The 15,000-nt window shown below is 67.3% G+C and carries 9 protein-coding genes; 5 read left to right on the forward strand and 4 right to left on the reverse strand.

Annotated elements, in window-relative coordinates; all coding sequences use genetic code 11:
* Positions 1-7: 7 nt before the first annotated feature.
* From ACW175_RS15285 to ACW175_RS15295, 3 genes are all read right to left on the reverse strand, one after another.
* Entirely contained in the window at positions 8-1,795 is a 1,788-nt protein-coding gene (locus ACW175_RS15285; protein ID WP_492100901.1) for a DUF885 domain-containing protein, read from the reverse strand.
* Between the two features lie 34 nt (positions 1,796-1,829).
* On the reverse strand, positions 1,830-3,491 hold the full coding sequence (locus ACW175_RS15290) for an amidohydrolase family protein (protein ID WP_492100902.1): 1,662 nt from the start codon (positions 3,489-3,491) through the stop codon (positions 1,830-1,832).
* A gap of 61 nt (positions 3,492-3,552) precedes the next feature.
* Positions 3,553-6,435, reverse strand: coding sequence for a TonB-dependent receptor domain-containing protein (locus tag ACW175_RS15295; protein WP_492100903.1), 2,883 nt, complete (start codon positions 6,433-6,435; stop codon positions 3,553-3,555).
* Between the two features lie 604 nt (positions 6,436-7,039).
* On the opposite strand from ACW175_RS15295, the gene ACW175_RS15300 reads away from it, so the two are divergent.
* A complete protein-coding gene (locus ACW175_RS15300) occupies positions 7,040-7,546 on the forward strand; it encodes a YybH family protein (protein WP_492100904.1) in 507 nt (168 codons plus the stop codon).
* 3 nt (positions 7,547-7,549) lie between these two features.
* Here the strand turns inward: ACW175_RS15300 and ACW175_RS15305 are convergent, their stop codons facing one another.
* A complete protein-coding gene (locus ACW175_RS15305) occupies positions 7,550-8,650 on the reverse strand; it encodes an alpha/beta fold hydrolase (RefSeq protein WP_492100905.1) in 1,101 nt (366 codons plus the stop codon).
* Between the two features lie 363 nt (positions 8,651-9,013).
* Here ACW175_RS15305 and ACW175_RS15310 point away from each other — a divergent pair, with 363 nt between their 5' ends.
* The 4 genes from ACW175_RS15310 to ACW175_RS15325 are packed head-to-tail and all read left to right on the forward strand — an operon-like array spanning position 9,014 to position 14,993.
* Positions 9,014-12,448, forward strand: a complete 3,435-nt coding sequence (locus tag ACW175_RS15310; protein ID WP_492100906.1) for a response regulator — start codon at positions 9,014-9,016, stop codon at positions 12,446-12,448.
* A gap of 6 nt (positions 12,449-12,454) precedes the next feature.
* Positions 12,455-13,279, forward strand: a complete 825-nt coding sequence (locus ACW175_RS15315; RefSeq protein ID WP_492100907.1) for a CheR family methyltransferase — start codon at positions 12,455-12,457, stop codon at positions 13,277-13,279.
* Entirely contained in the window at positions 13,276-13,854 is a 579-nt protein-coding gene (locus ACW175_RS15320; RefSeq protein WP_492100908.1) for a chemotaxis protein CheB, read from the forward strand. The genes ACW175_RS15315 and ACW175_RS15320 overlap by 4 nt, the downstream gene beginning before the upstream one ends.
* Positions 13,851-14,993 carry a hybrid sensor histidine kinase/response regulator gene (locus tag ACW175_RS15325; RefSeq protein ID WP_492100909.1) on the forward strand — a complete coding sequence of 381 codons (1,143 nt, stop codon included), beginning with the start codon at positions 13,851-13,853 and terminating at the stop codon, positions 14,991-14,993. The genes ACW175_RS15320 and ACW175_RS15325 overlap by 4 nt, the downstream gene beginning before the upstream one ends.
* The last annotated feature ends 7 nt before the right edge of the window (positions 14,994-15,000 follow it).

A 15,000-nucleotide genomic window follows, 5' to 3' on the forward strand; every position in this document is an offset into this window, starting at 1 on the left:
CTTTCCCCTACTTGGTTTCGGGCAGGGCCGGGTTGAAGCCGGGCGGATTGACCCCGCCGTCGGCGATGAACTGGTCCAGCCGCGCCTCCAGGGTCGACAGCGGCACCGAGCCCAGCGCCAGGATCGCGTCGTGGAAGTTTCGCTGGTCGAACTTGGGACCCAGCTTGGCCTCGGCCTCGGCGCGCTTCCGGCGGATCACCATCTCACCCAGCTTGTAGGCAACCGCCTGGCCGGGCCAGGCGATATAGCGGTCGATCTCGGTCTCGATCTCGTGCTCGGACAGCGCGGTATGGTCGCGCAGGTATTGCTGGGCCTGCTCGCGGGTCCAGCCGTAGTGGTGGATGCCGGTGTCGATCACCAGGCGGCTGGCGCGCCAAATCTCGTAGGACAGCCGGCCGAAGTTCTCATAAGGCGTCTCATAGATGCCCATCTTCGTGCCCAACCACTCCATGTAGAGCGCCCAGCCCTCGCCGTAGCCCGAGAACGAGGTCTGACGGCGGAAGTCGGGACGGTTCTTGGCCTCGGCCGCCACCGCCGCCTGGAAGGCATGGCCCGGATTGCACTCGTGCAGGGTCAGGGCCGTCAGCGTGTAGAGGGGCCGCGACGGCAGGTCGTAGGTGTTCATCAGGCAGCTGTCGAGACCGCCGCGGCCGCCGGTGTAGATCGGCGCCAGGGCCGGCGGCACCGGCAGGATCGCGAAGCGCCGGCGGGGCAGGAAGCCGATGGTGTCGGCCAGCTTGCCGTCGACGCGCTTGGCCACATAGGCCGAGAATGACAGCAGCTCCTTGGGCGTCTTCGGATAGAACCGCGGGTCGGTGCGCAGGAACTTCAGGAACTCCGGCATCGTGCCCGTGAAGCCGGTCTCGGCCTTCACGGCCTCCATCTCGGCGCTGATCCGGGCGACTTCCTCCAGGCCGATCTTATGGATCTGCTCGGGCGTCAGGGTCAGGGTCGTGAAGCCCTCGATCTGCGACTGGTAGAAGGCCTTGCCGTCCGGCTCGGCCTCCGCGGCCAGGGTGGTGCGGGCCTGCTTCATGTACTCGTCGCGGATGAAGGCCAGCAGTTTCGTGTAGGCTGGGATCACCGCCTGGGTGAGCACCTGCTGGGCCTCGCCCTTCAAGGCCGCCTGCTCCTCGGCCGGGATCGAGGCCGGCATGGTCGCGAACGGGGCCAGGAACGGATTGTCGGCGCCGGTCGAGAGGTTCGGCTCCATGGTCTTGTCGCGGCCGGTCACCACCACGCGTGGCACGCTGTAGCCGCGCTTGAGGCCGGACCGCATGTTGGCGGTCTGCTCGTCGAAATAGCGCGGGATATCGCGCATTCGGGCGATGTAGTTGCGATAGTCCTTGGCCGTCTTCAGCGCCCCGCGCGGGGCCAGGCCCGACCAGAAGAAGGTGTCGGCGTTGAACGGCGCCTCATAGGTCTTGAAGCGGGCGTTGTCGGCCAGGGCCTTCACCGAGGCGCGGAAGATCTCGGCGTTGATCTTCTCCTCGGGCGACAGTTGGGCGACAGGGATCTTGTCCAGCTCGGCCAGGACGGCGGTCCAGTAGACCAGACGCGCGGCCTGGCTCTTGGCGTCGACGCGCGGCAAGTGATCGGCGCCGTCGCCCCAGCGGCCGTTGTCGTCGCGGACCCGGCCCAGCTCGCCCTGCCGCCAGGCCCACTCTCGCTCGTACAGCGCCTTCAGCCGCGCGTCGGCGGCGCCGGCCTGGGCCATCGCCTGACCGGCGCCCGCCATGACGCTCGCGGCCAGCAAGGCCGCCGCGATCGTCCGTCCCATCGAAACCTTGCTCATGCCCCTACTCCCACGTCACGCGAACCATCGAAAATCAGTGAGTCAGATCGATCGCCTCGATCGGCATCGGTCCGGCGGGCAGTCCCCGCGCCGTCTTTTCCTTGAGCACCGACTGGCGGATCTCCTCGCGCAGCTTGCGCGCGTCATAGAGGATGCCGTCCTTGATGGTCCAAGCCACGCCGCCGACGCGCTCGACCTTGCCGGTATCGTCGTTGAGGCGCAGCGAGCCGGTGCCGAACAGCAGCTTCAGATTGGCCAGCGGATTGCCCTGGACGATGACGAGGTCGGCCTTGCGGCCCACGCGGATCGTGCCGACCTGGTCCTCGTGGCCCAGCAGCCGCGCGCCTTCCTGGGTCGCCGAATGGATGACCTCCAGGGAGGAGAAGCCGGCCTCGCGCAGCAGCTCCATCTCCTGGACGTAGCCGAAGCCATACAGGTTGTAGATGTAGCCGCTGTCGCTGCCGACCGTGACGCGCCCGCCGCGGTTCTTGTACTCGTTCACGAACCGCATCCAGAGGCGGTAGTTGTCCTTCCAGGCGACCTCGTCCTCGGTGGTCCAGTCGAACCAGTACGAGCCGTGATTGACCCGGCTGGGCCGGTAGTAGTCCCACAGCGCCGGCATCGTGTAGTCGTCGTGCCAGCTCGCGCGGCTCATCCGCATCAGGTCACGGCTGGCCAGATAGGCGGTGAAGGTCGGGTCCAGCGTGAACTTGCGGTCCAGCAAGGTCTGCATGACCTCCTCCCACTTGGCCGAGCCGGGGGCGGCGGTCTGGGCCCACAGCCGGCCGGACTCGCCGAAGCGGTCCTGCTCGTCATTGTTGACGAAGTCCGTGGGCCAGCTCTGCAGACGCTTGTCGGTGAACATCGCCTCGGGCAGGCCGTACCAGTGCTCCATCGACTCCAGGCCGTGGGCCGAGGTGGTCAGCACGTTGGCGAAGGCCACGCTGGGCTGGGCGTGGTGCATGGTGGTGTGGAGGCCGATCTTGTGGGCCTCCTCGATGGCGGCGAACAGCACGTCCTCGGAACCGCCGATGAACTTTATGCCGTCGGCGCCGCGCGCCTTGGCTTCCTGCACGGCCAGGCGCGCCTGGACCGGATCATTGACCGGCGTGGTCCGGATCTTGTGGAAGAACGGATAGATGTCGATGCGCGGCGCGACGATCTCGTTACGGGCGCTGCGGGCCTTGATGTCGGCCAGCCACTCGATCGGCCGGCTGCTGCCGACCTCGCGCACCGAGGTGACGCCGTTGGCGATCCAGAGCTTGAGGATGTAGTCGGACGGCACATGCTGGGCGTCGTTCAGGTCGTGCAGGTGGACGTGGGCGTCCACGAAGCCCGGCATCACGTAGTAGCCGGTCAGGTCCAGCTCGTAGTCGCCCTTGGCGGCGCGGGCCGAAGGATCGATCGCCTTGGGCGCGCCGATGGTGCGGATCTCGGCGATGCGGTCATTGACCAGGACGATGTCGACCGGGCCCTGGGCGGGGGCGCCGGTGCCGTCGATCATGGTGACGTTGCGCAACACCACGCGGTTGAACGGGCCGACCCCTTCCGTCCGCTTCGGGATCGGATCGGCGACCTTGCCCGCCTTGACGGTCGGCGCGTCGTCCAACGGCGCCGCCAAGGAGGCGTTCAGCGGCGCGCTCGCCATCATCACCGCCGCGACCGAGGTCAGCAGCATTCGAGCCAGTCTCTTCATCGTTTCCCCTCCCCAGGGTCGACGGCCGCGAGCGCATCGCCCGCGGCCGTCGACTATTGGCCTAGAAGCGCAGCCGCGCGCCCATGAAGTAGCGCCGGCCCAGCGTGTCGAAGAGCGACACGTCGGTGTTGGCGTCGCCGACCAGGGTGGTGCCCAGGATAGGCGGCTGCTTGTCGAGCAGGTTGTTGACCCCGCCGAACAGGCTGACCTGCTTGGTCACGTTCACCGCGAAGGAGCCGTCGACGTACCAAGTCGGATCGACCTTCTTCACGACGTTGGTCGCGGTCGGGTACAGTTCCAGGTCGCCGATCATCCGGGCCGCCAGGCGCAGGGTGACGTCGCCGCTGGTGTAGTTGGCGCTGAGGTTCAGCTTGAAGTCCGGGGTGATGAAACCGCCGGTGCCGCTGGAGCAGCCCGCGCCATAGAAGCCGGCGCAGTCCTGCGGCTTCTGGTTCGCCAGCACCTGGGTCGAACGTTCGAGCAGCCAGCTGGCCACCGCGGTCAGCGATAGGTTGGCTGGACCGCCCAGCTCCAGCACCGACGGCAGCGGCAGCTTGTAGTCCACCTGGGCGTCGACGCCGCGCACCTTCAGCTGGCCGATATTGCTGTTGCTGGTGCGGACGAAGTCGATCTGGCCGCTGGGGAGGCGCTTGACCGCCTGACAGGTGACGCTGTTGAGATTGAGGTTGGTGAAGCAGTCGTTCAGCGTCTGTTGGGCGTTGATCGTCGTGATCGCGTTCTTCACCTCGACGTTGAAGTAGTCGACCGTGATGTTCAGGCGCGGGATGATCGGCGGCGAGATGACGGCGCCGATCGTGAAGGTGCTGGACTTCTCTTCCGTCAGGTTCGGGTTGCCGCCGCTTTCCTGGGTGAGGCCCAGCGTGGCCTGGGTGAAGGTCTCGATGTCGGCGGCCGGCACGCCCTGGGCGATGCAGAGCTGCTTCTGGGCGGCCGTGGGCTTCTGAGCCGTGGCGCAGGGGTCGGTCCCGCCGGTGAAGCCTTGCGCCCGGGCCGCGTAGAGTTCGGCGATGTTGGGCGCGCGGATCGCGCGGTTATAGGCGCCGCGGAACCGGACCCAGTCGATCGGCGCATACTCGCCGCCGGCCTTCCAGGCGAAGACGCCGCCGATCGACGAATAGTCCGAGTACCTGGCCGCGCCCTCGACGGCCAGGGTCTTGACGAACGGCAGGTCGGCCAGGAGCGGCACGCGCAGCTCGCCGAAGACTTCCTTGACGTCGAACGAACCCTTCAGGGCGTTCGAGGACGCCGCGCCATATTCGCCGTTCAGGTCGAAGGCGCTGGGGCTGGAGGCGTACTGGTCCTTGCGGTACTCGGCGCCGACCGCCATGGCGACGGGGCCGGCCGGCAGGGTGAACAGCGAGCCGCTCAGCGAACCGCCGCCGACCTGCCGCTCGAAAATGTCGTGAGCGTCGCGGTCGGGGGTCAGGAACTTGCCGGCCGCCTGACTGATGGAGGCCAGGCCGAAGATCGACACCGGAACGCAGCCTTGCGCGCCGCTGCGGCAGACCACCTGACCGGCCGAGTTGACGATGGCGTCCAGGCCCTGGCTCAGGCGCGTCTGGTTGATCGTGCCTTCGTTGTGGGTGTCGGTGCGGTTGCGCATGTACTGGTAGAAGGCGTCCCAGCGCCAGTTGTGGTCCAGGACGTCGAAGTCGCCGCGCAGGCCGGTGGTGATCTCGTAGGACTGCCGCTCGTAGAAGGAGTTGCGCGTGCCGAGTTCATCGGCGCGCCGCCCGCCCCCGACCACCGAGGCGGTGCCCGTGCGGTTCGGATCGAAGATCGCGGCGTTGCTGACGAAGAACTGCCGCAGCGCCGGCGTTAGCGCGGCGTTGGTGGCGTAGTTGGGCACCAACAGCGTCGAGGACGCCGCGCCGGGCGTCACCGGCGTGAACGAGTCCGGCGCCAGGATCGAGTTGTTGCGCGAGTTGACGAAGAACGCCTCGGCATAGGCCGTGACGTGGTCGGTCAGGTTGTAGTGGCTGATGGTCGAGACGTTGTAGCGCTCCAGCGGGCGCTGCAGCAGGTTGAACGGCGCGTAGTTGTAGGTGTCTTCCGGCTGGCAGTAGGGCAGCACCACGCCGTTCGCGCCGAAGCGGATACCCGTGACCGAGGTGCACGTGCCGCTTGGGGTCAGGTTGACGCCGACCAGCTGGGCGCGCTGGCTGGCGCTGAGCGGAACGCGCGTGCCGGGGATGCTGCCCGAACCCGAATAGACCAGGGCGCCGTTCACCTCGCCCAGCGGGACCTTGGAGAAGTCGCGGTCGTTCTGGGTGATCGGGTCCTGCTTGGTGTAGGACAGGGACATGGCGACATTGCCGCGCCCGCCATCCAGATTGGCGCCCATGGTCAGGTCCAGCTTCTTGGACTTGGCGTCTCCGCGGTCGGTGACTCCGTACTGGCCCGACGCCTCGAAGCCCTCGAAATTGTCCTTCAGGATAAAGTTGACCGCGCCGGCGATGGCGTCGGAGCCATAGACCGCCGAGGCGCCGCCGGTGATGATCTCGGTCCGCTTGATCAGCGTGTCCGGGATGCTGGCCAGGTCGACGTCGGCCGCCGAGTTGGCCGGGATGAACCGCCGGCCATTGACCAGCACCAGGGTCCGGGTCGAGCCCAGGCCGCGAAGATTGGCGGTCAGCACGCCGGAGCCGCCGCCGTTGTTGACGGTGGAGGTGTTGCCCGAGGCCAGTTGCGGAAACTGGTTCAGGGTCTTTTCGAGCGTGACGTTGCCCGACTGCTTGATCTCCATCTCGCCGACCACGGTGGTCGGGCTGGGCGCCGTCAGGTCGGTTCGCACCAGGCGAGACCCGGTGACGATGATCTCCTCGACCGTCGCGGGCGCGTCGCTCCGCGCGGTCTGGGGCGCGGCGGGGGGCGCGGTCTGGGCCAGCGCTGGCGCGCCGATCGCCAGGAAGCCGCCGATCATGCTGGAACATAGAACGATAGAGCGAAGATTTTTCCGAGACACGCCCGTATTCTGATCACCACTTCTCATGCTCATCCCCCAATTCTGATCGATGTCGTAGGTATTTTCCGGACCGTTAGTTCTCACTACGTGATGCAACGACGCTCTCATGTTCCGCCATTCGGACATGCGGGCGCGCTCGATACTCGTCACTCGAAGACAAGCACCGCCTAAGACGGGTTCAGGGCGGGAAATGACCCGGCCGATTACCGTATACAGAATACGGTATATTGGATCAGAAAATGGTCAAGCCCGTGTTTCCGATTTGTGAAGGGTCGGGAGTCTCGGGTCGGACTTGCCGCTCTATTGGTCAGACCGCGCTCATGAACCGGCCTTGGCCCGCCTCCTCTTCTGGCAAAGGAGACCGACGAAATCTGACCTGGGGGGATGGTTCGGAGGCCATGCGGGCCAGCGCGCCGAGGCCGGTCGCCACGCGCTCAGCCAAAACGCGTTGGGCAGACATCTCTTGGACGCCGGCTGGACGGTTGGCATTCCACGCCTCCCCAGACCCTGGTATTTATAATAACGTATACCTTATGAAGCGCACCGCAAACAGGGAGTTCGTATGGCGGGATCGATCGAAGGCGCCAGTCGGCGCGGCTTGGCGGCCCTGGCGCTGGCCATGACGGCGGCGCCGGCCTTGGCCGCCGCGCCCGGGAAATGCGCGCGCGCTCCGGACGAAGCGGCCGAGACCGCCGCCATCCTCAAGGTCATCGCCGACATGCAGGCGGCGTGGAACCGCGGCGACTTCGCGGGCTACATGGCCGGCTTTCTCAATCCGGGCGTGGTCTTCGTGTCGAAAGGCCGTTTCCAGAACGGTTGGCAGGGGACGCTGGACCACTACATCCGCGACTACGGCGCCTCGGCCGACACGCGTGGCGAGGTGCGTTTCCACGACATCAAGGTCGAGATCCTCGGCCCCGACGCCGCCCAGTTGATCAGCCGCTATGAGCTGAACCGACCCAGGCAGGCCCAGCGGGGGATCAACACCCGGCTGATGCGCAAGGTGGCCGGGCGATGGGTGATCGCCCTGAACCACGTCTCGGCCGAGGAAGTCCCCTCGCCGGCCTGATCCTTACGGCGTCTCGGAGCGGGCCAGCAGCTCGACCAGATCCTGCTTCCAGAACTTGGCCCAGGTGTGGGTGCCGTGACCGCGTGTCTCCGGCGTGGCCTGGATCAGGATGAACTTGCCGTTCTTCAGCCGCCTGGCCGCCGGCTCGGCGATGCCGAGGCTGGGCGGATTGATGAAGTCGTCGCTGGAATTCACCCAGGTCACGGGCGCGGTGATCTTCTCCAGGTCCGCCGACGGGTCATAGTCGCCGGACGCGGCCAGCTGGTAGAGCATGTCGTTGGCGTCACGCGTGGGCAGGTCCTTGGCGAAGCGGTCCTCGAAGAAGGCGTCGGCCGCGTCGCGAGTGGGCGCCTGCCGTTGCCAGGCCGGCGGGGCCGAGCCGGCCACGATCATCAGGTTGACCGCGCCGCGCAGACCCAGCACCGGCTGCTGGTCGTAGTCGCCGCCGCGCCAGGCCGGGTCGGCCTTGATCGACTCCATGGCCGCCTTGCGCCAGACGCGGTTCAGGCCGGCGATCTGCACCGGCAGACAGGCCATCGGCATGATCGCCCGCGCGAATTGCGGGTGCAGCTCGCCCCACATGAAGCCGTGCATGCAGCCCATCGAGGTGCCCATCAGCAGGCGCAGGCGGTCCACCTTCAGCCCGTCCACCAGCAGCCGGCGCTGGGCCTCGACCATGTCGGCATAGCCATAGCGCGGGAACTTGGCGCGCAAGCCGTTGCTGGGCTTGGACGAGCCGCCATGGCCGATGCCGTCAGGCAGGATGATGTAGTAGCGGGTGATGTCCAGGGGCTGGCCCGGGCCGTAGAGCTCGTCGGCGAATTGCGGCTGCAGGAACTGCGCGCCCGTGCCGCCCGTGCCATGCAGCACCATCACCGCATTGGTCACATGGCCTTGCGCGTCGCGCTTGGGCTGACCCAGCGTGCGGTAGTGCAGCTTCAGGGTGGGCAGGGTCGCGCCGGATTTGAAGGCGAAGTTCGAGACGACATAGTCGCCCTGTACGACCTGCTGCTCATAGGGCGTCGCCGCCCCGGCCGGGCCGCCCATCGCCAGGATGGGAGTCGTCAGGCAGAGCGCGCTGATCGCGGCGGCCAGGATCCTCATGCGTTTCTCCCCTTGCGCGGTTTGCGCCGCATTGATCGTATACGTTATGAATTTTGACAAGGTCCAGATCGAAGACAGATAAGGCCAAGCTTCCCCGCGGCGGGAGGGAACCTTTACCGTCTTGCGCCGTTAGAGGCTCGCGTTCAGGGGCGCGCGGTCGGGGATATCCAGTGAGTTTCAAGCGTATCAGGCAGCTTCGCGTCGGCAGGCGCGCACGCCCGCACGGCGACGGCCGCCGGCGCGGCGGCGCCGAACCGCCCCTGCCCGTCCCCCGCGCTTGATGAATCCCTTGCGATCGCCCATCCCAGCATCCCTGGCCCCCTTGGGCGGGCTCAGCCGAACCTTTCCGACGTCGAGAACCTCATGTCCCTGATCGAACCGCGCAAAATGTCGGCGCCCAGCACGAGAACGGAGCTGTGGTCCGCGCTCGGCATGGGTCTGGCCCTGGCCTTCTTCCTGATCAGCGGCACGATCGCCTATCGCAACATCCAGATGCTGCAGACCAACAGCCAGAAGATCTGGCACACCCATGAGGTGCTGATCGCGCTGGACGACCTGCTCTCCACCACCCAGGACGCCGAGACCGGGCAGCGCGGCTACCTGCTGACGGGCAATGACCGCTATCTCGAGCCCTATCAGCGCGCGGTGACCGACGTCGCCACGCGCACCGAGGCGCTGGGCTCGCTGACCACGGATAATCCTGTCCAGCGGGGCAACCAGACGCAGCTCAAGCGTCACCTCGACGCCAAGCTGGCCGAACTGGCGGAAACCGTGTCCCTGCGACGCACCGGGGGACCCGCGGCCGCCCTCGCCGTCGTGACCACCGACCGCGGCAAGGCCGAGATGGACGCCATCCGCCAGCAGATCAACGTGATGCGCGCCGAGGAGAACCGCCTCCGCGACATCCGCCTGATCGAGATGGACGTCGCCCATCGCACCGCCACGGTCAGCAGCGTTCTGTCGGCCGTGCTGGGCGCGGTGCTGACCTTCGCCGTCTTCGCCCTGATCCGCCGCAGCAGCCAGGCCCGCGCCCGCCAGCAGTGGCTGCAGGCGGGCCAGGTCGGCCTGTCGGAAGTGATGGTGGGCGACAAGACGGTCGAGGAGCTGAGCGACGCCATCCTGCGCTTCCTTTCACAGTACCTCGGCTTTCAGGCCGGCGCGCTGTTCAAGGGCGAGAACGGTCACTTCTACCGCGCCGCCGCCCTGGGCATTCCGGCCGACGCCGACACGCCGTTGCGCTTCAATCTCAAGGAAGGCCTGCTGGGCAAGGTGGCCTCCGAGGGCGCGCCGACCGTCGTCCGCGACGTGCCCGACGGCTACCTGACCATCGGTTCGGCCCTCGGCCACGACAAGCCCAAGCATCTGGTCCTAGTGCCGACCCATGCCGACGACATCGTCAACGCGGTCATCGAGCTGGGCTTCCTGCACGCGGTCGACGACCGGGTTCTGGAACTGCTGGACCAGGCCTCGACCTCGATCGGCGTCTCGCTGCGCTCGGCTCGCTACCGCACGCAGTTGCAGAGCGTCCTGGAGGAAACCCAGCGCCAGGCCGAGGAGCTTCAGGTCCAGAGCGAGGAGCTGCGCGTCTCCAACGAGGAGCTGGAGGAACAGGGCCGCGCCCTGAAGGAATCGCAGACCCGCCTCGAACAACAGCAGGCCGAGCTGGAACAGACCAACAGCCAGCTGGAGGAACAGGCCCAGACCCTCGAAAGCCAGCGAGACGAGCTGGAGCGCACCGGCGCGGCCGTACAGCTGAAAGCCCGCGAACTGGCCCAGGCCAGCCAGTACAAGTCCGATTTCCTGGCCAACATGTCCCACGAGCTGCGCACGCCGCTCAACTCGCTGCTGATCCTGTCGAAGCTGCTGGGCGACAACCCGACCGGCAACCTCTCGGCCGAGCAGATCAAGTTCGCCCAGACGATCGAATCCTCGGGCAACGACCTGCTGACCCTGATCAACGACATCCTCGACCTGTCGAAGATCGAGGCAGGCCATATCGAGGTGCGTCCCGAAAGCCTTCCGCTGCAGCGGTTGACCGGCGACCTGCGGTCGCTGTTCCAGCCCGTCGCCGACGAGCGCAAGCTGGGCTTCCAGATCAAGATCGCCGACGACGTCCCGACCCAGCTGGAAACCGATCGTCAGCGCCTGGAGCAGGTCCTCAAGAACCTGCTGTCGAACGCCTTCAAGTTCACCCAGGCTGGCGACGTGACGCTGAACGTCACCACGGTCGGCGACGACCAGATCGCCTTCGCGGTCACCGACACCGGCATCGGCATCGCGCCCGAGCAGAGGGACAGCATCTTCGAGGCCTTCCGCCAGGCCGACGGCACGATCAGCCGCAAGTACGGCGGCACGGGCCTGGGCCTGTCGATCAGCCGCGAGCTGTCGCGCCTGCTGGGCGGCAAGATCGCGCTGGACAGCACGCCGGGCGTCGGCAGCACCTTCACCGTCACCATTCCCCACACCTATGATCCGGCCCGGGTGGCGCCCCGTCCCGAGCCGTCCGCGGCCCCCGCGCCGGCGCCGGTCAGCGCGCCGGTCCGCGCCCGCCCCGCCGCGCCGATCACCCGCACGATCGAGGACGACCGCGACCGCCTGGCCAACGGCCGCCGCGTGCTGCTGGTCATCGAGGACGACGACAAGTTCGCCGGCATCGTCCGCGACCTGTCGCGCGAACTGGGCTTCCAGTGCCTGGTGGCCGGGACCGCCGAGGACGCCCTGAAGCTGGCCCGCCAGTTCAAGCCCAGCGCCGTGGTCCTGGACGTCGGCCTGCCCGACGAATCCGGCCTGATGGTGCTGGACCGCCTCAAGCGCGACGACGCCACGCGGCACATCCCGATCCACGTCATCTCGGGCGCCGACCACAGCCAGACCGCCCTGTCGCTGGGCGCGATCGGCTACATGGTCAAGCCCGTCAAGCGCGACGACCTGGCCCAGGTGCTGACCAACCTGCAGTCCAAGCTGGCCAGCACGGTGCGCCGCGTGCTGATCGTCGAGGACGACGACGTGCAGCGCGACGCGGTCGGCAAGCTGCTGTCCTCCGGCGACGTCGAGACCGTCGGCGTCGGCACCGCCGCCGAGTGTCTGGAAGCCCTCCAGACCCAGACCTTCGACTGCATGGTGCTGGACCTGTCGCTGCCGGACGCCTCGGGCTTCAGCCTGCTGGAGACGCTGAGCCAGGACGGCGATCACGCCTTCCCGCCGGTCATCGTCTATACCGGCCACGACCTGTCGGCCGACGACGAGCAGCGCCTGCGCCGCTACTCCAGCTCGATCATCATCAAGGGCGCCAAGTCGCCCGAGCGCCTGCTGGACGAGGTTTCGCTGTTCCTGCACCAGGTGGTGTCGGAGCTGCCGCCCGAACAGCAGAAGATGATCCAGAAGGCCCGCAACCGCGACGCCGTGCTGGAAGGCCGCCGGGTGCTGATCGTCGAGGACGACATCCGCAACGTCTATTCGCTGACCAATGTGCTGGAGCCGCGCGGGGCCGTCGTCGCGATCGCCCGCAACGGCCAGGAAGCCATCGAGGCCCTGGCCCGCTCCGCCGAGGGCGACCCGGCCAACGCCATCGACCTGGTGCTGATGGACGTGATGATGCCGGTGATGGACGGCCTGACGGCGACGCGCCAGATCCGCGAGGACGCGCGCTGGGCCAAGCTGCCGATCCTGATGCTGACCGCCAAGGCCATGCCCGACGACCAGGCGCGCTGCATCGCCGCCGGCGCCAGCGACTACATGGCCAAGCCGATCGACGTGGACAAGCTGCTGTCGCTCGTCCGGGTCTGGATGCCGAGGTAGCCGGTGGTGTCCGACGCGATCGAAGACCTCGAGATCCAGCTGCTGCTGGAGGCGCTGTTCCAGCGCTACCACTACGACTTCCGCCACTACGCGCGGGCGTCGATCAAGCGTCGCCTGATCCAGGCGCTCCAGCAGCTGGGCTATCCCACCATCTCGGCGATGCAGGACCGCGTCCTGCATGACGCCTCCGCCCTGCCCCGCCTGCTGGACTTCCTGACGGTCCAGGTCAGCGAGATGTTCCGCGACCCGACCTACTTCAAGGCCCTGCGCGAGAAGGTGCTGCCGCACCTGCGGACCTATCCGTCGCTGAAGGTCTGGATCGCGGGCAGCAGTACGGGCGAGGAGGTCTATTCGCTGGCCATCCTCTTCAAGGAGGAAGGCCTCTACGACCGGACGATCTTCTACGCGACCGACATCAATCCCGAGGCCTTGGCCGCGGCGGAAGCCGGGGTCTACGCGATCGACCGCATCCGCAGGTTCACCGAGAACCACCAGAAGTCCGGCGGCAAGTCCTCGCTGTCGGACTACTACACCGCCGCCTACGGCCGGGCCGCGTTCGACAAGGCCCTGCGCGACCGGGTGGTGTTCTCGGATCACAGCCTGGTCACCGACGCGGTGTTCGCCGAGATGCACCTGATCTCGTGCCGCAACGTGATGATCTATTTCGATCGCCCGCTGCAGGACCGCGCCATCGGCCTGTTCCACGACTCCCTGGCCCGCAAGGGCTTCCTGGGTCTGGGGTCGAAGGAGAGCCTGCGCTTCTCCAGCCACGCGGGCGCCTTCACCGAGTTCGTGCCGGGCGAGAAGATCTACCAGAGGCGCGAACCATGACCGGGACGCCGATCCAGGCCGTCGCGATAGGAGCCTCGGCGGGCGCGGTGCAGGCTTTGCTGGCCATACTACCGGCCCTGCCCGCCAGTTTCGCCTTGCCCGTGCTGGTGGTCGTGCATGTGCCGCCCGACCGCTCGAACGTGCTGGTGCCGCTATTCCAGTCCAAGTGCCGGATCACGGTCAAGGAAGCCGAGGACAAGGAGCCGGTCGAGAATGGCGTGATCTATTTCGCGCCCTCGGACTATCATATGCTGGTCGAGACCGACGGCGGCCTGGCGTTGTCGACCGACGAGCCCGTGAACTATTCCCGTCCGTCGATCGACGTGCTGTTCGAGAGCGCGGCCGACTACTATGGCGACGCCCTGGTCGGCGTCATCCTGACCGGCGCCAATCACGACGGGGCCGCCGGCCTCAAGGCCGTGGTCGACGTCGGCGGCGTGGCGATCGTCGAGAACCCGGACGGGGCCTACGCCTCGGCCATGCCGAACGCGGCGCTGGAGACCACGCCTTCGGCGACGATCATGAGCCACGAGCAAATCCTATCGTACCTGTCGAGTCTGGGGACCGCACGATGACGGCGGACAAACCGATCAACTTCCTGCTGGTCGATGACCTGGAAGAGAACCTGCTGGCGCTGGAGGCTCTGCTGCAGCGTGAAGGCCTGACCTGCTTGAAGGCGCGCTCGGGCGAGCAGGCTCTGGAGCTGCTGCTGGTGCACGACGTGGCCCTGGCCCTGCTCGACGTGCAGATGCCGGACATGAATGGTTTCGAGCTGGCCGAGTTCATGCGCGGCGCGGCCCGCACCAGCCATGTGCCGATCATCTTCGTCACCGCCGGCGTGGCCGACGCCACGCGCCGCTTCCGCGGCTATGAGGCCGGCGCCGTCGACTTCATCCAGAAGCCGATCGAGGCCGATATCCTGCGCAGCAAGGCGGCGGTGTTCTTCGACCTCTATCGCCAACGCCAGCAGATCGAGGCCCAGCGCGACGAGCTGGAACTGGCCGCCCAGGCCCTGCGGCGCGCCGATCGCCACAAGGACAGCTTCCTGGCCGTCCTGGCCCACGAGCTGCGCAACCCCGTCGCGGCGCTCAGCGGCGGGCTGCACCTGCTGGGCAAGGACATGGCGCCCGAGCGCGCCGCCGACATCCGCACGCGCATGGACCGGATGCTGACCCACCTGTCGCACCTGGTCGACGACCTGCTGGACGTCTCGCGCGTCAGCCAGGGCAAGATTTCGCTCCGCAAGGCGCGGATTGAGCTGAGCGAAGTGTTGCGGTCGGCCATCGAGGCCAGCCAGCACAATCTCGACGCCGGCAAGCACCAGTTCATCGCCCGAATGCCCGACGAGCCGATCTGGCTGGACGCCGACCACACCCGCCTGGCCCAGGTGGTGTCCAACCTGCTCAACAACGCCGCCAAATACACCGCCGACGGCGGGACCGTGACCCTGAGCGCGGTGGCCGACGGGCCCATGGCCGAGATCCGGGTCAGCGACACCGGCGTCGGCATCCCGCCCGAGATGCAGTCGCGGATCTTCGAGATCTTCGCCCAGGTCGAGGACCACCTGACCAAGGCCCAGGGCGGCCTCGGCATCGGCCTGGCCCTGGCGAAGCAGCTGGTGGCCCTGCACGGCGGCACGCTGGGCGTCGAAAGCGCCGGTCAGGATCAGGGCAGCACGTTCACGGTGCGCGTGCCGGTCGCGCTCGAGGCTTGAACGCGGG

Source organism: Caulobacter sp. FV1ye6ST (assembly GCF_058681225.1).